The sequence below is a fragment of the Musicola paradisiaca NCPPB 2511 genome, from assembly GCF_000400505.1.
GTDB lineage: Bacteria > Pseudomonadota > Gammaproteobacteria > Enterobacterales > Enterobacteriaceae > Musicola > Musicola paradisiaca.
Window position 1 is genome coordinate 4,611,049 of record NZ_CM001857.1, and the last position, 20,719, is coordinate 4,631,767.

Genomic DNA, 20,719 nt, shown 5'->3' on the forward strand with positions numbered 1-20,719 from the left:
CGCGTACCCTGTACAACCTGGTGCGTGCGGTGACGGAACCTTGGCCGGGCGCCTTCAGCTTCGTGGGCACCACCAAATTCATCGTCTGGCAGGCGAAAGTGCGTACCGATTTTGCCGCCGCCAAACCGGGCACCGTGTTGAGCACGTCTCCGCTGGTGGTCGCCTGCGGCAGCGATGCGCTGGAAATCGTTACCGGTCAGGGCGATAGCGGTATCTATTTGCAGGGTTCCCAACTGGCGCAAAGCCTGGGGCTGGTGACGGGAGCTATCCTGAACAACGCGCCGGTAGTGAGCGTGAAACGTCCGACCCGCGTGCTGATTCTGGGGGTGAACGGCTTTATCGGCAACCACCTGACCGAACGGCTGCTGAGCGAAGACAACTACGAGATTTTCGGGCTGGATATCAGCTCCGACGCCATCTCCCGTTTTCTGGGCAACCCGCGTTTCCACTTTGTGGAAGGGGATATCAGCATTCACTCCGAGTGGATCGAGTACCACATCAAGAAATGCGACGTGGTGCTGCCGTTGGTGGCGATCGCCACGCCTATCGAATACACCCGCAATCCACTGCGCGTGTTCGAGCTGGATTTTGAAGAAAACCTGAAAATCATCCGCGACTGCGTGAAGTACAAAAAGCGCATCATTTTCCCGTCGACCTCGGAAGTGTACGGCATGTGCACCGACCCGATGTTCGACGAAGATCGCTCCAACCTGATTGTCGGGCCGATCAATAAGCCGCGCTGGATTTATTCGGTATCCAAACAGCTGCTGGATCGCGTGATCTGGGCCTACGGCGAAAAAGAAGGGTTGAGTTTTACCCTGTTCCGTCCGTTCAACTGGATGGGGCCGCGTCTCGACAACCTGAACGCCGCCCGTATCGGCAGCTCCCGCGCCATTACCCAGCTGATTCTGAATCTGGTGGAAGGCTCACCGATCAAGCTGGTGGACGGCGGGCGTCAGAAACGCTGCTTTACCGACATCAAAGACGGGGTGGAAGCGTTGTTCCGCATCATCGAAAACCGCGATGGGGTTTGCGATGGGCAGATCATCAATATCGGCAACCCGGACAACGAAGCCAGCATTCGCCAGCTGGCGGAAATGCTGTTGGAGAGCTTTGAGAAGCATCCGCTGCGTCACCAGTTCCCGCCGTTCGCCGGGTTCCGCGACGTGGAAAGCAGCAGCTACTACGGCAAAGGCTATCAGGACGTGGAGCACCGTAAACCCAGCATCCGCAATGCCAAACGCCTGTTGCATTGGCAGCCCACTATCGAGATGGAAAAAACGGTGGCGGAAACGCTCGATTTCTTCCTCAAAACCGTGGACCAACCAGGATCCGCTGAATGAGAAAAGTCGGCTTAAGGGTTGATGTCGACACCTGGAGGGGAACGCGAGTCGGCGTTCCCCGCCTGCTGGAACTGCTGGATGTGTACGCTGTACACGCCAGCTTTTTTTTCAGCGTCGGGCCCGACAACATGGGGCGCCACCTCTGGCGTCTGATCCGACCGGTGTTTCTCTGGAAGATGCTGCGTTCGAAAGCGGCTTCTTTGTATGGCTGGGACATTCTGCTGGCGGGCACCGCCTGGCCGGGGCGTCTGATCGGCAAGGGCTTGCCGGAACCGATTCGCGCCACGATGCAGCGCCATGAAGTCGGGCTGCATGCCTGGGATCATTTCGCCTGGCAAACCTGGGCCGGGGTGTGGGATCAAGCCAAGATGGAACGGCAGATTCAGTTGGGCTATGACGCACTATTGGCGATCACCGGCCAGCCGGCGACCTGTTCCGCTGTGGCGGGCTGGCGTGCGGATCAAACCGCGGTGGAAGCGAAACAGAAATTTGGCTTTCGCTATAACAGCGACTGCCGTGGCAGCGCGCCGTTCCTGCCGTTGCTCAATGACGGCTCCACCGGGACGGTGCAGATCCCCGTCACGTTGCCCACCTGGGACGAAGCGGTTGGCCGGGAGACCAGCGCCGCCGATTTCAACCGTTATATTCTGGATAAAATTCATCAGGATAAGGGAACGCCGGTGTACACCATCCATGCGGAAGTGGAAGGCATTGTGATGAGCGAACAATTCAACGAATTGCTGGCGCTGGCGGAGCAGGAAGGGATCCGGTTTTGTCCGCTCAGCGAATTGTTGCCGGACGACCTGTCGTCATTGCCGGTCGGCCGCGTTGTGCGCGGATCGCTGGCGGGACGCGATGGTTGGCTGGGGTGCCAGCAGAATCAGGAGACGCTGTGATGAAACAGACCCGACAGGCGCTATTGTGGCTGGCCGTGCTGCTGCTGTATTACATCGTGCCGCTCTCCAGCCGGTTATTGTGGCAGCCCGATGAAACCCGCTATGCGGAAATCAGCCGGGAGATGGTGGCGGGCGGCAACTGGATTGCGCCGCATTTTCTCGGTATCCGCTACTTTGAAAAACCGATTGCCGGCTACTGGATCAACAATATCGGGCAGTGGTTGTTCGGCGCGAAAAATGCCGGCGTGCGCGCCGGTTCGGTGATTTCCATTCTGCTGGCCGCCGGGCTGGTGTACTGGCTGACGCTGCGGTTGTGGCAACAGCGCAGAACCGCGTGGTTAGCGGCGGTTATCTATCTCAGCTGTCTGCTGGTTTATGGTATCGGCACCTATGCCGTGCTCGACCCGATGGTGACGCTGTGGCTGGCGGCGGCAATGTGCAGTTTCTGGGGCGCGACGCAGGCGGTCACGCGCAGCGGCCGGCTCGGCGGTTATCTGTTGCTGGGCGTTGTATGCGGCATGGGCTTCATGACCAAAGGCTTTTTGGCGCTGGCGGTGCCGGTGATTGCCGTGCTGCCGTGGGTCGCATTCGAGCGCCGCTGGAAGGAGGTGCTGCTGTACGGCCCGCTGGCGATCGTCAGCGCGGTGGTGGTCTCGCTACCGTGGGCGCTGGCAGTGGCGCAGCAACAACCTGATTATTGGCACTATTTTTTCTGGGTGGAGCATGTTCAGCGTTTCGCCGACTCCGCCAATGCGCAACACAAAGCGCCGTTCTGGTATTACCTGCCGGTACTGATTGCCGGAACCTTACCGTGGCTGGCGCTGCTGCCCGCTTCATTGTGGCAGGGCTGGAAACATCGCCGACAGGACAGCGGCGCCTTTTATCTGCTGGGCTGGGTGGTGATGCCGCTGATATTTTTCAGTATCGCCAAGGGCAAGTTGCCGACGTATATCCTGCCGTGCTTTGCGCCGTTGGCGATCCTGATGGCGCGTTACGCCGTTTCACTGCCGACGCTGCGTCTGCTCAGGGTGAACGGCTGGCTTAACCTGGTGTTTGGTCTGCTGTGTGCGCTGGTGGTTGTGCTGGCGCTGTCGCCGTGGGGGTTCGCTAAAAAGCCGTTATATCAGCCGGATGAGGGCGTCAAGGTACTGCTGGCGGCGGGCGCATTCCTATGCTGGGCGCTGGTGGGCTGGCTTTCTCTGCGGCGCACGGAACAACGCTGGCACTGGGCGGCGTTGTGTCCGCTCGGCGTAGCGCTGGCGATCGGCGCTGCGATCCCTCAGCGGACGATGGAAACCAAAAATCCGCAGTGGTTCCTGCGCCAGGTGGAACCGCAATTATCCCAAAGCCGTTACATTCTGGCGGACAGCGTCGGTGTGGCATCGGCGATTGCCTGGGAACAAAAACGTAGCGATATCGTCATGTATTCCAACCGGGGCGAGCTGGAGTATGGCCTGAACTATCCGGACAGCGCCGAACGGTTTGTCGGCATCGGGGATTTTACCGGTTGGCTGGCGACGCATCGCCGGGAAGGCAATGTGTCGGTGGTGGTGACGTTCTCTTCCGCACAGCAGCCGATTGAGCACCTCCCGGAGGCGGATCAGGTGTATCGCCGCGGACGTATGGCGTTGTTGTGGTACCGGCAGCAATGATGGACTTTGTGTTGATTTTGATGGTCAGCGTGCTGACCTGTGCCGGCCAGCTCAGCCAAAAGCAGGCCGCCAGCGGTAATACCGGCGGCCGTTCGCACCGGGCGCATGTACTGTTATGGATGGGGTTTAGCCTGTTGTTGCTTGGCGTAGCGATGCTGCTGTGGCTGGCGGTGTTGCAGCGGGTGGCGGTCAGCGTGGCCTATCCGATGCTCAGCCTGAACTTCATTCTGGTGACGCTGGCGGCGCGCTGGATATGGCGCGAAGCCATCAGCCTGCGTCAGACGGCGGGCATCGTGTTGATTGTGGCGGGAGTGATATTGATGGGGCACGGCGCATGAAAGGATACGGATGGGCATTGCTGAGCGTGATGCTGGTCAGTGCGGCGCAGTTGTTGATGAAATGGGGCATGACCCAATTACCCGCCATGTCCGCGCCGCTGGCATTCGCACTGGCGTTGTGGCATGCCTTGCCGGCCACATGCGCGGTACTGGCCGGGCTGGCGGCGTATGCCTGTTCCATGCTGAGCTGGTTTTTCGCGCTGCGCGTGTTGCCGCTGAGCGTGGCGTATCCGCTGCTGAGCCTCAGCTATGTGCTGGTGTGGCTGTTGGCGGTGGCGCTGCCGTTTTTCACCGATACGTTCAGCATCGGGAAATTGCTGGCGATGGCGCTGATCCTGCTGGGCGTATGGCTGGTGTGCGGACGTCAGTCGTCGTATCGGGATGACGAGTCCTGATATCTTCCGGTATGGCGATGCGGGAAGGCGTCAGTTTTTCTTTCCCATTTATCTCTTCCCGGTTATCGTTCCCGATTTGATTAACCGGGAGCTTCTTATGACCTTGCAGATCCGTTGGGCGGCGCAGCAAGATTCCGCCACCATCCTGAACTTCATTCGTGAACTGGCTGAGTATGAAAAGGCGCTGCACGAAGTGAAAACCCATCAGCAGGAAATCGAGCAAACGCTGTTCGGCGAAGGCGCGTCGACTGAGGCGTTGATTTGTGAATGGAATGGTGAGCCGATCGGGTTTGCGGTGTTCTTTACCAGTTACTCCACCTGGCTGGGGCGCAATGGCATTTATCTGGAAGACCTATACGTATCGCCACATTATCGCAGTCAGGGAGCCGGTAAGGCGCTGTTAAAATACATCGCGCGTCTGGCGGTTGAACGTGGTTGTGGAAGGCTGGAATGGAGCGTGCTGGACTGGAACCAGCCTGCTATCGATTTCTACGACAGCCTGGGCGCCGCGCCGCAAAACGAGTGGATTCGCTATCGTCTGGAAGGTGACAGCCTGAAACAGGCGGCACAGGAATAGCCTGAGTTATCTATTACGCTAATCGCTAATGCTACTGGCATATGATCGATATTCAGACAGTGGCGGCCTTGTGCTGCTCATGCAAGGCCGCATCTGATAAAAGCAGGGGGTTAGACTGTTTCTGTCGTCACATTGATTTCCCCGCGCGCCAGTTGGTCGCGCTCCATGGATTCGAATAGCGCTTTGAAGTTACCTTCGCCAAAGCCCTCGTCGCCATCCCGCTCGATGAATTCAAAAAACAGAGGGCCGATGAGGGTCTCAGAGAAAATCTGCAACAGCAGTTTCTTCTGCCCATTGTGGGTGTTGCCATCAAGCAAAATACCGTGTTTTTGTAGTGCGGCGGTATCCCGACCGTGACCAGGCAGGCGTTCTTCCACCATCTGGTAATACGTATCGGACGGTGCAGTCATCAGCGGTAATCCTGCCTGATACAGCTGATCGAGCGTCGTCAAAATATCATCGGTTTGCATCGCGATATGCTGGATACCTTCCCCATTAAACCGACGCAGGAATTCCTGAATTTGCCCATTGCTGCCTTCGGCTTCTTCATTCAGAGGAATACGAATTTTTCCGTCTGGTGCGGCCATGGCTTTTGAGTGTAAACCGGTGTATTCGCCTGCAATATCAAAATAACGAATTTGCTGGAAATTAAATATCCGGCTATAGAATTCAGACCAGTAATTCATTCTTCCCTGATAGACATTATTAGTCAGGTGGTCAATGGTGTGCAGCCCGAATCCTTTCGGGTTTTTTTCCACTCCGTGAATAAATGAAAATTCGATATCAAAGATATCGATATCTGAATGATATTTCTCGATGAAGTAGATTTTTGAACCACCAATTCCCTCAATAGCCGGCACCTGAATTTCTCCTGGGTATGCGGCCTGTTCTGCGGGTCTGGCGCCGGACAACAGCGCCTGTTTATACGCCTGGTGTGCATCTTTGACATAAAATCCTATACCGCAGGCTCCTGCACCATGTTCCTGCAAAAAGGTTCGCGGAAAACCAGTAGCGGTATTATTAATAAGGAAGTTGATATTATTTTGTCGAAAGAGTGAAATCGCACGGTGACGATGGTGTGCAACACAAGTAAACCCGAGAGAAACGAATAGTGTCGACATCGCTTCTGGGTCATTGGTGACAAATTCAATAAACGCAAATCCATTTAAATTGAGTGGGTTGGCTAATAATTTAGTCATGCTATTTCCTTTGTCCATAAAGGAGATGGTGAAAATAAATCAGTGACGTGTTCGTCAGAGTGGATAGTAGCGTCATTATTCAATAAAGGATAACAATTTTTTTCTTATGAAAATTAAACTAAATAAAATCGAATTAGTTCGTTTATTAATAATTTCCGGGGAGTGTTCTGGCTATTAGCGGCGTAATGTCACGTTTGGTGAGGTGGTGTAATGTGTTGAATGCCTTGGCGTGCAATGTGCGAAGCCAAGGCGTGTTCTTTTACGTGGGATTAAAGGCACGGTTGACGGGAGAAAACGTAATCTCCGCGCGAATCATTCGAAAACTCAATGTAACTCATGGCATGTAATTCGTTGGCATCGACGCGATATACATGGAAACCTTTGGATTCAAAAAAATGGGCAATTTCAGAACCAATGCCGGGCCTCATGACCGATTCAGCCATAACCTTTTCATATTCCATTAGGAAACGAACCTGTGGGTAATTATTAATTGTCTCTCTACACCCTTCGAGTACAGAGTACTCAAAACCTTCCACATCTATTTTTATTAAATCAGGAGCCACGCCATGTTGAGATACCAACGTGTCAATGGTAATCGTGTTCACTTCGGTTCGCTCTATTGTGCCATTGAATTTTTCCAGTATTTCTTTTGAAATTCTGAGCCCTGACATAGCGGGATGCTCAACGAAATACTCAAACAATACAGTGCTGTTATCTTCATTTGATATGGCTAGCGGAGATATTGTGACACGATCTAACAGGCCGTTTATTTCAAGATTTTCTCTAAAAAGCGCTCTTGTTACGGGGTGAGGTTCCAGTGCAATAATTCGTCCAGACTCACCGATTAATGTTGTTGCATACAATGTATGTAACCCTATGTTGGCACCAACATCAATGAATGTACTACCAGGGGACAATAATCGCTGTAGCTCTCTGCGTACAGGCGTTTCCCATTCGCCATGTTCAAGCAAATGTAAAGTCATAAATGGTTCTTTTGTATCAACAAATAATCTATGTCCGTCATTTGTATGAATGAAGGTTTGCCCTTGTTCGCTAAATTGAACGGGTAAACGCCAGCGGAAATAGAACCCTAATTTCTCATCAAGCCTTTTTTGAATTAATCCATCAAATAAATTTATCTGTTCTATGCCACTATTGTTGGATGATATATGATTTATTTTATGCATCAATTCGTTAATTGATGTGCGCATTTCATCAATAATTATATTACTCTGACGAATTTCTGAACGCAATTCATCCACATCGGAGCGTATTCTATTCAATCCAATGACTCTAAATATTAATTCTCTTATTTTTCTTAACATGTATTTCCTTGTTTATTAGGATAATTGTTAATTAAATAAACCAGCTATTGAGCATAGTCCTTATTTATAGGAAATATCAAGTTTTATGTTCAGAAATATAATTATAGGCAGGCCTGTTAGGTAAAATTACTGAACTTATTAGCGCACTTCCAGGCAGAAAAATTGGGGGCCTGCTGACCTGATCTGTAAGTATTCCGCCTAACCGGACCATTTGTAAGTGTCCCACCAAACCGAACCATTCACTTTTAGAGATCATCCAACGTTGGGCCTGATATATCGTATTGGGGGATATTGTCAGGGGAGCGTCTCGACGTATCCCTGCTCCAGTCCGAACACTTCAATACCCTGAACAACGGCGTTACCCATCGTTACGTTGATGCGTTGCGGCGGTGAATGAAGATCGCGGCGGTAATTGACCCAAACGCCGGTTTCATCAGCGTGCAGCGCGTTTTCCGGTACGGCGATGCCTTGTTCATTGCGATACATCATGACCGCCAATTGCGCCGTCATCCCTAATCGCGGTGGTTGGTGCGGATTGACCGGCGTGTCGACGGCGACGATAACATCGTAGTAAGCGCCGGCGTCGCGCGTATCGGCCTGAATACCGAGTGAGGCAATGTGCCCGTTCAGCACGGTTCCTGCGAAGCCATCCCCAGTGATCAGCACGGGCATGTTTTCACGCAGCCGATGTAAATCGGTTTCTTCCACCCGTGCCGCTACCTGCAAGCGATTGGCCTGAATCAACCGAAACAGCGGCGTCCCCTGGTTGACCTGTACGCCCGGCTGTAGCGCCGCCGGTTTACCGGTTTCCGGCTGCGTCGATTTGAGGATAAAACCGGCGAACGGGGCTGTGATCGTCCGCCGTTCGTACAGCGCCTGCAATAACCGGTAGCGTGACTGCGCATTCGCCTGTTCCATCCCGGCGATCTGCCGGTCTTCGCCGTGGCCTTTGCCGATGACCGCCTGCATTTCCTCCTGCGCCGCGACCAGATCCTGCCGTTGGCTCTGTACCTGCTGCATGAGCGTATCGACTTCCATGCGCGCCACGATGCCGCGTCTGAACAGCTCGCGCGTGTCGTTGAGTGCGGACTCGGTATGCGCCAGTGTGGTTTTGGCGGTATTCAGCGTGCGGCGGGCGCGAGCGACATCCGGGCCGTTATCCCAGTTGCGTAAATTCTCCATCACCTGGTCGGCCTTCAATAACTCCGCTTTGGCCTGGCGTAGCTGGATGTCGAGTTGCGTCGCATCCATGACGGCCAGCTCTTGCCCCGCGTCTACACGCTGCCCCTCGCTGACCGGGAGCGTGTTAATCATGCCATCGAAAGGTGCGGCGATCGTGATTTCGTCGGCGGGACGGATGCGCCCCACCAGCCCCAGCCGCGTTTCCAGTAACTGGGGGGCGATGGGAAACCATCGGGTTGTGGCGGCGGGCGGCGTCTCGGGTCGCCAAATCCGATACGCCGCCGTGCCGGCTCCGGCGATGGCGAATAAAAATAAGAGTATCTTCAGCCTGTTGCGGCGGCGTAGTGCCTGAATGAGGGGGTTAATCATTGAGTGAGATATCCCAGCTATCCAGTGTGGTGCCCAGTGTTTGATCCAGCGTCGCCTGGGTATTGAGATAACTGATCAAGGCGTTGAGCCGGGTATTTTCCGCGGTGCGCAGGTCGGCCTCGAAACTCAGTACCTGAAAGTTACTGGAGCGCCCCACCGCCAGTTTTTGTCGCTCAATATCGAGCTTACGCCGCGACAACTCCAGCGCGCGCCGGGCAATTTCATACTGACGCCAGCGGGTGCCGATTTCCCGCACGGCATTATTCACATCGCGTTTTAACTGCTGTCTGGCTTCCTCTTGCCGGAGGGACTGATTTTTTACCGCCACTTGCGCCTGTAATTCGGCTTGCCGCTGGGTCATATCCCCAATCGGAATATCCACCTGCACGCCGACATATTTTTCCCAGGTTTGCGAACTGCCCATCGAATCGGTTCGGTTGCGCAGTTGGCTGGCGCCGCCCACCAGCGACACGTCCCAGAGGCGATTATTGCGTGCCAGTTCCAGAGTGATTTGCGCTTGTTCGCCAGCGATCAACTGGGTGAGATAGGCGGGCTGCCTGGCTTCGGCTTCCTGTAATGCCTGAGCGGCATTGACGGTGACAGCGGCGGCGCTCATCGTTTCCGTGGCGCGGATGGGGGTATTCAGATCCAGCGCCAGTAGTTGCAGTAACGCCAGCCGGCTGCGCTCCAGTTGGTCGCTGGCTTCTTCGTAAGATAACTCTTGCGATGCGACGTCCGCCTGCGTTTGGACGATATCGAATTCCGCCATCCGTCCGGCCGTAATCAGCGCCTGGTTGACATCCAGCAGTTGCCGGGAACGCGCCAGCGCATCGCGGGTAATCTGCAACTGTTCCTGGGAGCGCAGGAGTTCGCGGTAACTTTCAATGGTTTGGGTGATGGTCTGCATGACCGCCGACTTGAGCCCGAGCCGGTTGAGCTGTTCGGTCAATTGCGCCAGCCGGACGGGCGCCGTAGCGATATTTTTTCCGGCGCCGCGCAGCAGAGGCTGGATCACCGAGATGGTTGCGCCGTCATTGCGGGAACGCCCATTTTGATCGGCCCGCGTATGGCTATAGGCCCAGCCCAGGCTGACGCGCGTACCATAAGGCGTGAGTAGCGTAGTGGTGGGGGCGATGTCGCTCTGGCGGTAACGATCATCCTGGTTGCGTTCAGCCAGGTAGCTGCCGCTCAACACCAGCTTGGGGGTGAAGCGATCTTCCGCAACCCGTAAATCGAATTTTTGCGCGATACGGTCGAGGTAAGCGCTGCGAATAGCGCGGTTATCGCGCAGCGCAAGATAAACGGCATCGCCGAGAGACAAGTCGATACGTTGCATGTTGAGCGGCGCTTTCCCCGGACGTGACGGGGCGGACGGCGATAAGGTTTCCGCCTGGCAACCGAACAGCGCCGACAGGGTCAGCACAAGTGACAGTAGCTGTGCATATCTAGTCATCACGCAATGCCCGTACCGGCTCGAGCCGCGCCGCCGTCATCGCTGGATGCAAACCGAAAAAAACGCCGATGATCAATGAACTGCCAATGCCTAACGGAATGGACGCGACCGATAACGTAAAATCCCAGCCTGACAGTTTCCCGACGACCCAGGCAGCGGCAACGCCCGTTAATGCGCCGCTTATCGCCCCTGCGACTGTTAACACGATGGCCTCCAGCAGAAATAAACACCCGATATCGACCGGGCGGGCGCCTAATGCCATACGAACGCCGATTTCCCGCCGCCGTTCAGCAATATTCATCACCATGACATTCATCACGCCGACGCCGCCAACCAGCAGGGATATCCCGCCGAGCCCGGCCAACAGCAGCGAGAACATCTGTGATTGGCGGGTCATCCCTTCCACCAGCAGGCGTGGGATCTGGACATGGATATCCCGACCGGGAAACAGGGGGGCCAGAGAGTCGTGTAAGGCGGCAGCCGTACTGTCGAGGTGGTCGCGTAGTCTGGCGCGGACAATCACCATGTTGATTTCCGGCGCCTCAATGAGACGGCGCATGCTTTCAATGGGTAACAGAATGGATTCATTGAACAATACCGGGATCAGCGGCGGGGGTTCCTGCTCGGAGAGAATGCCGACGACATCGAACAGATACCCGCCCAGCTGGATGGTGTCGCCAGGTATCACCGGCGAGCCCGGTTTCCCCAGCGCCATAGCGGTTTTTGCCCCCAGCACGGCATAGGTGCCGTGGGCGTCGTAGCGGTTTAAAGGGCGGCCTTGCCGGACGGACAGGTTCAGTACGGATGCTAAATCGGCGGTGCTGCCGATCACGGTGGCACTGAACGGGATTCCCCGTCGCCGGGCCTCCAGTGATGTCAGGATTAATGGCGCCCCTGCGCTGAGTTCCGGCAGAGTATGCAGCATCCCGCTAACATTCATCGTTGCCGTTGCAGGTTGTTGCCCGCCCTCCATTTTTTCATTCATATTGGCAACCAGCAGATCCGTTCCCAACCCGTTGAAGACACGAAGTGCTTCATTCGCCGCGTTATGCCCGATATTCAGCAACGCCACTACGGCGGCGCATCCCACGGCGATGCCGATTAACGCCAGCCATGCGCGTTTTCCCAATAGCCGCAGGCTGTCCAACGGTTCATGGATTACCTGATGCAGCGACGGGCCGTAGCGTTCGAGAGAGAAATCAGCCATCAGTCCCTTCCTGAACCCGGCCATCACTGACGCGGAGGCAACGCTGCATCGGTGTGGCGATTTGTGGGTCGTGCGTGACCACCACCAGTGTTACGCCTTGTTCCTGATTCAGAGATAACAATAATGCGAGGATATCGTTGGCGGTTCGGCTATCCAGATTGCCGGTCGGTTCATCGGCCAGCAGCAAGGCGGGGTTGCCCACCAGCGCTCGGGCAATGGCCACCCGTTGCCGTTGCCCACCGGACATATCCGCCGGACGTTGCCGCAGATGGCTGCCGAGCCCAACCTGTTCCAGTTGTCGTCCAGCCTGACGACGGGCGGCGTGTCGGGATTCCCCCCGATACAACAGCGGCAGCGCCACATTGTCCAGGGCGTCCAGCCGGGGCAGAAGATGGAAGCTTTGAAAGATAAAACCAATGGTCTGATTGCGTACCCGCGCACGTTCATCCGCCTGAGCGTGCGTCATGTCCCGCCCGTTCAGCAGCAGGCGGCCTGATGTCGGCCGGTCGAGCAGGCCGATGAGATTCAACAGCGTACTTTTACCCGAACCGGAAGCGCCGACAATAGCGCAACTCTGCCCGGCGGCAATCGACAAAGAGACATCGTGAAGTATCGGATGCGCTTCATAGACCTGGTTAATGTGCTCCAGGGTTATCAGGCTGGTCATAGATACCGTCATCGAACTTATCCTTATTCGGCCAGGCGTTCGTTCCCTTCCGCCGCCACGCTATTTATTTGCCCCGAAGGCTTTTTCCGCAATATCCGGCAAATTAAAGCCCGAGGGCACCGGGGGGTTGCGAGAGCGGGTTGTTGTCTTCGTTTTGTTCGCTATCAGCCAACAGGGTGAACAGGCTCATCATGGGGATGGTGGAGGTACTGTTCTGGTTTTGGTTATTCCACTGATTCAGCGTGTCGAACAGGGAGGTGGTCTGGGTATCCGAAGTGGTGGTGGTTATTTTGGCCTGCAACTGTACGGCGTAGCCATCGGGGTACTGCGCTTGTTCGATAGCGGGCTGGGATTGGTAAAACTCGAGCATATCCGAATAGATGCTGGTGATTTTGCCGGTGCGATTGTATTCGGCAACCGCTTTGTCGACGACTTTCCTGGCCCATTCGTTGTATTGATCGTTTGATTCAGATAATGCTGCCCGGCGTTCATTAACGGTAAAGGCGCCGCTGTCGTCGTAGGTGATCAGCGCCAACTGTTCGCGGGACATGCCTTTAAACGGGTTGCTGGCCTTGCCGTTGAGATAGTCGGTGGATTGCTGAGCGAGCGCGAGCAGGTCGGCATCATCGGTATCGGGCAGCTGGGCGTCGTAGCGCGCCTTATTGTTGGCATAGTTCGTGCCGGTGATTTCATCGAGCGCGGATTCGGCAGTGGCGCGGAGCTGGCTGCGGGAGAGAGAAGCATCGCGGGTTTCGGCGCGGGTGGCGGCATCGCTCAACAGACGTGCGAAGGCGGACAGTTTGGTGGACGAAGAGCCGGTCGCCGTGGCGGATGTGCCGGTGCTTTGGGTTTTACTCTGCACCTGGGTTCCGGTGGTGCCGTTGACCGAGGTACCGGATGCAGTGGTATTGATGCTGACCATAAAAACTCCATTAATTCATTGAATTAATTATTGTTGTCACCTTATTTGTAATAAGTAAGGTGCATCATTTTCGGTTTTTTGCCGTATCCCCTTTCGATATGGAAGGGATACGGCCGGATGGTTATTTCATCGTGAATTCGACTGCCCAAGTGTATGTGCTCAGGTTTGTCGAAGTAATGGTCGCGGTACAGGTGGCGCCGCCGCTGGCGGTTGCGCTTTTATTCCATTTAGGCACTTTAGTGACGGTGCCGGTAATGAGCCCGCCGGGGATAACGGTATTTACGAAGGTCGTTGCAAATACGCAGGTTTTCTTACCAATGGTATAGCGAACGGTTGCTGCATTGGCATCATCTGAAATCGGGTTCTGTACGTAGTATTTATCAGACTCTTTAGCGGGGACGCTAACTTCAGGTTTTGGGCTGGCATTCGCATTGGTGCTCACCTCATTCGAGGTGACAGCGGAATACTTGGCGTCACTGGTTCCAAGGTTTTTAAAGGTAATCGTGACCGGCGGGCCGGCGTGGGCTGCTCCTGCAGCGAATAACGCCCCTGTTGCCCAGAGAATGAGGAGCGATTTTTTCATCTTCATTTTATTTCCTTTTTTAATAATCAGGCATCATTGCCTTGTTGCGTAACAGGCTCATCCTGCATTGCTTTAGTGGCAGCACGACGTTTACGGCCAACATGTCGTGCTGCAAAAAGGAGACGGGAGGCCCATCTCCTTTTCTGCCGTTCCTGGCGTATCGAGCCCACTCTTCTGCAACTTACGCCACCGGTCTTTCCGTTGCCGGCGCGCCTTCCTGCTTGCTGAAGATGATGGGTAAAATGATGCTGTCGGCATCATTAATCACCACGAAAACCTGATGGTTATTTCTGTTGTGTGGCGTTGGTATGTAAAGCTATCGGTAATGAATGTGAATAATTGTTTCGTTACTTAACGGCGGCTTATGAAATAACTTTAGGAAAAAATGTTTGTCGTGTGTCAGAAAGCGGCGTTGAGCCCGAATAGGCAGGGTTGCTGTGATTCGATAAAGGTTTTACGTAATCGTGTTAATTGAACACTTAAAAATAGTTGACCAGTCTTGGCGACGAGACAATAAAAAACCCGCAGAGCAGATGCTATGCGGGTTTTGCCGATGTGAGTAAAACGGTCATTTCCCGACGCAGAATGTAAAGAATCTATCGGCTTCAATACGTTAGTGACTTTCCGGGGGCCGCCCGGGGTAAAGGTAACTAAAACAGCATCTTGAGAGGTCGATCACGGGGCTTCTGTTATCGTGCAGCCTTCCCATATGAATCAATGCGAGGCCATCGCACGCAATCAAAGCCGCTTTTTGGGTGAGTTTTGAGCCGACGATAGTCTGCTTAGTGCCAGGCAAGCTGCTTTTACGCTTCGATCAGTGCAAGCTTCCCATCGGTGGTTCGGCTAACCGTGCAACCACCCCACATACCACCAATTTATTCCCTGCCCGTTGTCAGCCTGGCTGAGCGGGCTTTTAGGCCCTCTAAAATAGCGCTGCTGATGGCAGCAGGGAAACCCGCCGGTAACTGCAGTGTCACGCGCTCAATAACGGTATCAACGGCGCCGGCCAGTTCTGTCAGGATCCCTTCCATGGCGGAGTGTTCGAATCCCACTGCTTTGGCCGTTTGGACGAAGTGGCGTGGGAATATCTGCTCAATGGCGTACTTCTTACCCTTGCTGCTTGCCAGGCCCATAGCGAGTTTGGCGTCCCTTCGGTTGAGGCCTCGGCCGCCAAACACCGGGTAGACAGAGTAGTCGATGGTGCGAATGTCACCCGGCGCGGCACCTTTGGGTAGCAGTTGTAGCGCGCCAACCGTATCTGCACCGACTCGTGCCAAAAGGTCGAAGGGCTGGGTTGAGTCTGCGTGATAGCGGGCCAGGATCCGGCCTCTGATCTCCGGGTTATCCGGCAACAGGTTATCGAAGAAGTTGTAGGCCTCATCACCCCGATAAGGCTGTCGCCGTAAAGGCATGGAGAACGATATAGGGCGGCTGCCGGTCTGATCAAGCCAGGTCTCAGTGTATTGGAATGCATGGGCGCCGGTGCTGGCACGGCTGAAAACGCCCACCTTGTAGCCATTCATGTAGACATCCAGGTCAGCCATTACCACTCCTCTTTCCAGCCATCAGGGCTTTGGGTGTCGCTGCCTTTGGGTTTCACTTCTAGTTCCAGATCCAGTGCTGACAGGATCTTGAAGAAGGTTTCCAGCTTGGTGGTGCCCGGCTGGAGCTCAAAGCTGGATACCGTGTCCTGGCGGATCCCCACCTTGCTGGCTACTTTTCCCTGGGACAGATCTTCAGATAGACGAACATCTTTCAGGTAAGCGCTGAGCTGTTTGGCATTGGTGATCTTCATATCGCGTCACCCTGTTAACTGGATGACTTTAATTTACACGCTTAAGCAGGTAAATCAAATTTCACACGCTATAGAGTGTGAAGGTTTTTATACACGCTATGGCGTGTAATTTCGCTGTTACCTGCCATAGTAGAGTAGCGGTTCAACTGATACCCAACCCAAAAGTCGCTTTAGGGTGAGCTCGCCCGTTGAGGATTGCGCGAGCGATCGAAAAGCTACCTGTTGGTGCTGTTTGAGTGGGCTAAGGGTCAAGCGGTTCGTAAGAGCGTTTCTGAGCTCTTGAACCGTCTTCCGAGGTCTTTGAGCCGTAATAGTACACAAGCCTGATGGGGCGCAGGCCATTCTTATCTGGTTCTCGTTTTTGTATATTGATTTTCATCGGTTTTTCTCATCTTGTGCTCCGCATGTGCTCCAGAATTTATCTTCGGAGTACATACGGAACAAGAATCGACAAAACCCGTCAAATTACTTCCCACCAAGTAAAACAAATTATTTTAAAATCATAATGTTGCTTTGATTTGGTTTGATGCGTTTTACTATTTTACTTCCCAATACAAAAACTGGAGAAAATCCGCCCCAGCAGGTCGTCGGAGGTGAATTCACCGGTGATTTCACTTAACGCTTGCTGCGCCAGCCGCAGTTCTTCGGCTAGTAGTTCCCCGGCGTAGGCACCAACCAGTTGTTCATGACCTTGTTGCAGGTGTTCTGCGGCCTGTTCCAGCGCCTGCAGATGACGGCGGCGCGCCAGAAAGCCGCCTTCCGTATTGCTGGTGAATCCCATGCTCTGTTTGAGATGGTCGCGCAGCAGATCAACGCCTGCGCCGGTGCGGGCGGACAATCGGATCAGCGTGTGGGTGTTCTGCTCCATACCCAGCGGTTCGCCGGTCGTGTCGGCCTTGTTGCGTATCACGGTGATCGGCAGTGTCGCGGGTAGGCGGGCCATGAATTCCGGCCATATCGCCGACGGCTCCACCGCATCGGTAGTGGTGCCGTCCACCATAAACAGCACCCGGTCAGCCTGTTCGATTTCCTGCCAGGCACGTTCGATGCCGATGCGTTCAACTTCGTCGCTGGCTTCGCGCAGCCCGGCGGTATCGATGATATGCAGCGGCATGCCGTCGATATGGATGTGTTCGCGTAATACATCGCGTGTCGTGCCGGCGATATCGGTGACGATAGCCGCGTCGCGACCGGCCAGCGCATTCAGCAGGCTGGATTTGCCCGCATTGGGGCGACCGGCAATTACCACCTTCATCCCTTCTCTCAGCAGGCTGCCCTGGCGTGCCTGTGCACGTACCGCGTCCAGATTGGCGATGACGTCGTTGAGCTGCGCTTCGATTTTGCCGTCCGACAGGAAATCGATCTCTTCGTCCGGGAAATCGATCGCGGCTTCGACATAGATTCGCAGATGGGTCAGCGCTTCCACCAATTGGTGGACGTGGGTGGAAAAAGCGCCCTGTAGCGAGTTGACGGCGGAACGAGCCGCCTGTTCGGAGCTGGCGTCGATCAGGTCAGCAATCGCCTCCGCTTGCGCCAGGTCGAGCTTGTCGTTCAGGAAAGCGCGTTCCGAAAACTCGCCCGGGCGGGCGATGCGCACGTCCGGTTGGGCCAGTATGCGTTTCAGCAGCAAATCAAGGATGACCGGCCCGCCATGCCCTTGCAGTTCTAGTACATCCTCGCCGGTGAACGAGTTCGGCGCAGGGAACCACAGCGCGATGCCCTGATCGAGCACGCTGCCGTCGGTGTCACGGAACGGCAGATAATCCGCATGGCGCGGCCTGGGGAGTTTGCCCAGCACCGCCTGAGCGACGGCGGCGGCGGCGGCGCCGGAAATTCGCAGAATGCCTACACCGCCGCGTCCCGGCGGAGTGGCTTGGGCGACGATGGTGTCGGAATGACTCATGGCGTTTCTCTTTCGATTCGAAGCTAAAAAATAAGGCGGTCAATGACCGCCTTATTTCGGGATGGATGGGTCAGTCAACCGGTTATTTTTTTTCGCGGCTATGCAGACCGCGTTTTTCCAGCCCGCGGTAGATCAGCTGCTGCTGAACGATGGTGACTAGGTTGCTGACGATATAGTACAGCACCAGACCTGACGGGAACCACAGGAAGAACACCGTGAACATGACCGGCATATAGGTCATGATTTTCTGCTGCATCGGGTCGGTGACGGTGGTCGGCGACATCTTCTGGATGAAGAACATGGTCAAACCCATCAGAATCGGCAGCACGTAGTACGGATCCTGTGCGGACAGGTCATGAATCCACAGCGCGAACGGCGCATGGCGCAGTTCGACGGAACCCATCAGCATGTAGTACAACGCCAGGAAGATCGGCATCTGAATGACCAGCGGGAAACAGCCGCCCAGCGGGTTCACTTTCTCAGCTTTGTACAGCGCCATCATTTCCTGGCTCATACGCTGCTTATCGTCGCCAATACGTTCACGCATTGCCTGCAATTTAGGTTGCAGCATGCGCATTTTCGCCATGGAGGTGTACTGCGCCTTGGTCAGCGGGTACATGATGCCGCGCACGATGAAGGTGATGGCAATGATGGAGAAACCCCAGTTGCCGATAAAACTGTGCAGGAATTTCAGCAGCTTAAACAGCGGCTGAGAGATGAACCACAGCCAGCCGTAATCTACGGTCAGATCCAGATGCGGAGCGACGGCGGCCATTTTATCCTGAATTTCCGGGCCTACCCACAGTGTAGCGCCGAGCGTTTGCTGGCTGCCTGGCTGCACGATAACCGGCGTCGCTTTAAAGCCGATAGCCGCCAAGCCATTACCCAAATTGCTGGTATAGAAGGTATTGGCGCCGCCGGCAGCCGGGATCCATGCGCTGGCGAAGTATTGCTGCAGCATGGCTACCCATCCACCTTGAGTGGCAACATTCAAATTCTCTTTCATATCGCTGAAGCTGTACTTGCGATATTTATCGTCGCTGGAAGAGAGCGCCGCGCCGCGGTAGGTATGCAGCGCGAAGTTGTTGCTGCCGGTATCGCGATGCGACGGCAGATCGATGGATTGTTTCAACTGGCCGAACAGCGTCAGTTCCAGCGGCTGAGCGCTGGTGTTGTTAACGCCATATTCCACGTTCAACGCATACTCGCCGCGCTTGAGCGCAAAGGTCTTGGTGTAGCTGATGCCGTTGGCGTCGGTATAAGTCAATGGAATCCGGATGTCGTTCTGGCCGTCTGCCAGTTCAAAATGATCCTGTGTGGCGCTGAACAGCGGGCGTGAACCATTGGCCGGATTGTCCGGGCCGTTTTTACCGGTCAGGCCGCTCTGAGCCTGATAGGTGAACGCCTGAGTCGTTTCCAGCAGTTTAAACGGCTGTTTGGAGCCCAGATCTGCCGGATAGGCCAGCAAGTCGGCCTCTTCGATATCACCGCCGCGCGTATTGATGGTCAGTGACAGTACGTCTGTTTTGACGGTGATTAGTTTACCCTGACCACTGGCTGGTACGCCCTGGCTAGCAGCATCGCCCACCGTGTTATTCGCCTGTTGCGTGATCGGGGTTGCTGCGGGAGGGGTTTTGTCCGTCTCCCACTGCTGCCAGATCATGAACGTTACGAATAGCAGAGCGATGATAAGAAGATTGCGTTGCGAATCCATCGTTAGTGTTCTCTGTTATTGTCGGGTTTTGGCGGTACGGGATCATCACCACCAGGGTTCAAAGGGTGGCATTTTAATACGCGTTTAAGCGTCAACCAACAGCCTTTTATCATGCCGAACCGACGTATTGCCTCAATACCGTATTGGGAGCACGACGGCTGAAAGCGGCAGTGCTGTCCAAGTAGCGGACTGATCAGGAGCTGATACATGCGTATCAGCCCAATCAGCAAGCGTGAGCCAAGCGACGGTGACGGCGCCATAATTTTTCCAACATTTCCGTCAGTGTACGGTTATCCAGCTCGGACAAACCTTTTTTGGCGATCACCACGAAGTCCATAGCGGGCAGTTCGTGCTGGTGCAAACGAAAACTTTCCCGCGTCAGGCGTTTGATACGATTACGTTCGTGAGCGCGTCTGACGTGTTTTTTTGCGATGGTTAGGCCAATACGGGGGTGTCCCAGCGTATTCAGTCGGCCGAGAATGGTGATTTGCGGCGCGCCGGCCCGTTGAGGCTGCTGGAAAACGAAAGAGAAATGGCTGGGAGTTAACAAACGTAACTCCCTGGGAAAAGCGAGCGTAACCACTCGTTGGGTTAGCTTTTATTATTTGGAAACGGTCAGACGAGTACGGCCTTTCGCACGACGGCGGGCCAGAACCTGACGACCATTTTTGGTGGCCATACGAGCACGGAAACCGTGGCTACGGTTACGCTTCAATACGGACGGTTGGAAAGTGCGTTTCATGGCGATTTCTACCTAAGCTTGATTTTAAGACTTCACAGTAAACGCGTTTGGCTACTCGGCGTGAAGATGACCGACGCCTCTATCGCATAATATTAAAGAGGCGGGATTGTAATAATTGTACAGTCCTGAGTCAATTATCATCCACGAGATTACCCGCCTGCTGCTTTCCGATACTTGCGGATTTTCTGTCTTACTCAGCACAGAAAACAGGCGCTACGCGCAGGCCGGCGATTATACGGACTCTGAGGCAAAGCGCAAGGATCCAGCAGGGATCCTAACGCACGGATCATGATCCGGCTCACCGCTGATCCGCAAGATTACGCCTATTCTTATACACTTGTCGCATTATGCGAGTAGGGTGTGGGTAACTCGCGCGGGCGTCGGCGTTGCAATAAGAAGAGCCTGTGGATAAAAAGGATCAAAACTGCGACTGAGGGGAAGATCTCTCGCGTGGTTT

General features: G+C 54.8%; 21 protein-coding genes. 6 read left to right on the top strand and 15 right to left on the bottom strand.

From position 1 onward, the window contains the following. From arnA to DPA2511_RS20690, 6 genes are all read left to right on the top strand, one after another. Positions 1 to 1,343, top strand: a 1,343-nt coding sequence (gene arnA, locus DPA2511_RS22270) for a bifunctional UDP-4-amino-4-deoxy-L-arabinose formyltransferase/UDP-glucuronic acid oxidase ArnA (RefSeq protein WP_035049933.1), incomplete at its 5' end; no start/stop codon positions are given. Continuing rightward, positions 1,340 to 2,239, top strand: coding sequence for a 4-deoxy-4-formamido-L-arabinose-phosphoundecaprenol deformylase (gene arnD, locus DPA2511_RS20670; RefSeq protein WP_015855661.1), 900 nt, complete (start codon positions 1,340 to 1,342; stop codon positions 2,237 to 2,239). The genes arnA and arnD, both read left to right, overlap by 4 nt. Further along, on the top strand, positions 2,239 to 3,891 hold the full coding sequence (gene arnT, locus DPA2511_RS20675; protein ID WP_015855662.1) for a lipid IV(A) 4-amino-4-deoxy-L-arabinosyltransferase: 1,653 nt from the start codon (positions 2,239 to 2,241) through the stop codon (positions 3,889 to 3,891). The genes arnD and arnT overlap by 1 nt, the downstream gene beginning before the upstream one ends. Then, positions 3,888 to 4,229: a 4-amino-4-deoxy-L-arabinose-phosphoundecaprenol flippase subunit ArnE gene (gene arnE / locus DPA2511_RS20680; RefSeq protein WP_015855663.1), complete on the top strand. Its 342-nt coding sequence runs from the start codon at positions 3,888 to 3,890 to the stop codon at positions 4,227 to 4,229. The genes arnT and arnE overlap by 4 nt, the downstream gene beginning before the upstream one ends. After that, a complete protein-coding gene (arnF, locus tag DPA2511_RS20685) occupies positions 4,226 to 4,624 on the top strand; it encodes a 4-amino-4-deoxy-L-arabinose-phosphoundecaprenol flippase subunit ArnF (RefSeq protein WP_015855664.1) in 399 nt (132 codons plus the stop codon). The genes arnE and arnF overlap by 4 nt, the downstream gene beginning before the upstream one ends. Positions 4,625 to 4,721: 97 nt before the next feature. Continuing rightward, a complete protein-coding gene (locus tag DPA2511_RS20690) occupies positions 4,722 to 5,201 on the top strand; it encodes a GNAT family N-acetyltransferase (RefSeq protein WP_015855665.1) in 480 nt (159 codons plus the stop codon). A 110-nt stretch (positions 5,202 to 5,311) separates the two neighbouring features. On the opposite strand, the gene hppD is transcribed toward DPA2511_RS20690, so the two are convergent. The 15 genes from hppD to rpmH form a co-directional block, all read right to left on the bottom strand. Beyond that, a complete protein-coding gene (gene hppD / locus DPA2511_RS20695; RefSeq protein WP_015855666.1) occupies positions 5,312 to 6,400 on the bottom strand; it encodes a 4-hydroxyphenylpyruvate dioxygenase in 1,089 nt (362 codons plus the stop codon). Positions 6,401 to 6,669: 269 nt separating this feature from the next. After that, entirely contained in the window at positions 6,670 to 7,725 is a 1,056-nt protein-coding gene (locus DPA2511_RS20700) for an FkbM family methyltransferase (protein WP_015855667.1), read from the bottom strand. A 294-nt stretch (positions 7,726 to 8,019) separates the two neighbouring features. Beyond that, positions 8,020 to 9,276, bottom strand: coding sequence for an HlyD family secretion protein (locus DPA2511_RS20705; RefSeq protein ID WP_015855668.1), 1,257 nt, complete (start codon positions 9,274 to 9,276; stop codon positions 8,020 to 8,022). Beyond that, positions 9,269 to 10,729 carry a TolC family protein gene (locus DPA2511_RS20710; RefSeq protein WP_015855669.1) on the bottom strand — a complete coding sequence of 487 codons (1,461 nt, stop codon included), beginning with the start codon at positions 10,727 to 10,729 and terminating at the stop codon, positions 9,269 to 9,271. The genes DPA2511_RS20705 and DPA2511_RS20710 overlap by 8 nt, the downstream gene beginning before the upstream one ends. After that, positions 10,722 to 11,936, bottom strand: coding sequence for an ABC transporter permease (locus tag DPA2511_RS20715; protein ID WP_015855670.1), 1,215 nt, complete (start codon positions 11,934 to 11,936; stop codon positions 10,722 to 10,724). Before DPA2511_RS20715 ends, DPA2511_RS20710 begins: the two co-directional genes overlap by 8 nt. Beyond that, complete coding sequence (locus DPA2511_RS20720; protein WP_015855671.1) at positions 11,929 to 12,615, bottom strand: ABC transporter ATP-binding protein; 687 nt, start codon at positions 12,613 to 12,615, stop codon at positions 11,929 to 11,931. Before DPA2511_RS20720 ends, DPA2511_RS20715 begins: the two co-directional genes overlap by 8 nt. Before the next feature lie 91 nt (positions 12,616 to 12,706). Further along, positions 12,707 to 13,525: a hypothetical protein gene (locus DPA2511_RS22275; protein WP_015855672.1), complete on the bottom strand. Its 819-nt coding sequence runs from the start codon at positions 13,523 to 13,525 to the stop codon at positions 12,707 to 12,709. A 121-nt stretch (positions 13,526 to 13,646) separates the two neighbouring features. Continuing rightward, positions 13,647 to 14,114, bottom strand: a complete 468-nt coding sequence (locus DPA2511_RS20730; RefSeq protein WP_015855673.1) for a hypothetical protein — start codon at positions 14,112 to 14,114, stop codon at positions 13,647 to 13,649. Positions 14,115 to 14,983: 869 nt separating this feature from the next. Next, the gene (locus DPA2511_RS20740) at positions 14,984 to 15,652 is read right to left on the bottom strand and encodes a HipA N-terminal domain-containing protein (RefSeq protein ID WP_015855674.1); all 669 of its coding nucleotides are present in this window, start codon (positions 15,650 to 15,652) and stop codon (positions 14,984 to 14,986) included. Continuing rightward, a complete protein-coding gene (locus DPA2511_RS20745) occupies positions 15,652 to 15,903 on the bottom strand; it encodes a helix-turn-helix domain-containing protein (RefSeq protein WP_015855675.1) in 252 nt (83 codons plus the stop codon). Before DPA2511_RS20745 ends, DPA2511_RS20740 begins: the two co-directional genes overlap by 1 nt. Before the next feature lie 541 nt (positions 15,904 to 16,444). Continuing rightward, the gene (gene mnmE, locus DPA2511_RS20750) at positions 16,445 to 17,806 is read right to left on the bottom strand and encodes a tRNA uridine-5-carboxymethylaminomethyl(34) synthesis GTPase MnmE (protein ID WP_015855676.1); all 1,362 of its coding nucleotides are present in this window, start codon (positions 17,804 to 17,806) and stop codon (positions 16,445 to 16,447) included. An 82-nt stretch (positions 17,807 to 17,888) separates the two neighbouring features. Next, the gene (gene yidC, locus DPA2511_RS20755) at positions 17,889 to 19,520 is read right to left on the bottom strand and encodes a membrane protein insertase YidC (protein WP_015855677.1); all 1,632 of its coding nucleotides are present in this window, start codon (positions 19,518 to 19,520) and stop codon (positions 17,889 to 17,891) included. Between the two features lie 2 nt (positions 19,521 to 19,522). Beyond that, positions 19,523 to 19,780: a membrane protein insertion efficiency factor YidD gene (gene yidD, locus DPA2511_RS23145; RefSeq protein ID WP_015855678.1), complete on the bottom strand. Its 258-nt coding sequence runs from the start codon at positions 19,778 to 19,780 to the stop codon at positions 19,523 to 19,525. Continuing rightward, entirely contained in the window at positions 19,744 to 20,103 is a 360-nt protein-coding gene (gene rnpA / locus DPA2511_RS20760) for a ribonuclease P protein component (protein ID WP_015855679.1), read from the bottom strand. Before rnpA ends, yidD begins: the two co-directional genes overlap by 37 nt. 18 nt (positions 20,104 to 20,121) lie before the next feature. Then, positions 20,122 to 20,262 carry a 50S ribosomal protein L34 gene (gene rpmH, locus DPA2511_RS20765; protein ID WP_004093983.1) on the bottom strand — a complete coding sequence of 47 codons (141 nt, stop codon included), beginning with the start codon at positions 20,260 to 20,262 and terminating at the stop codon, positions 20,122 to 20,124. Positions 20,263 to 20,719 lie beyond the last annotated feature (457 nt).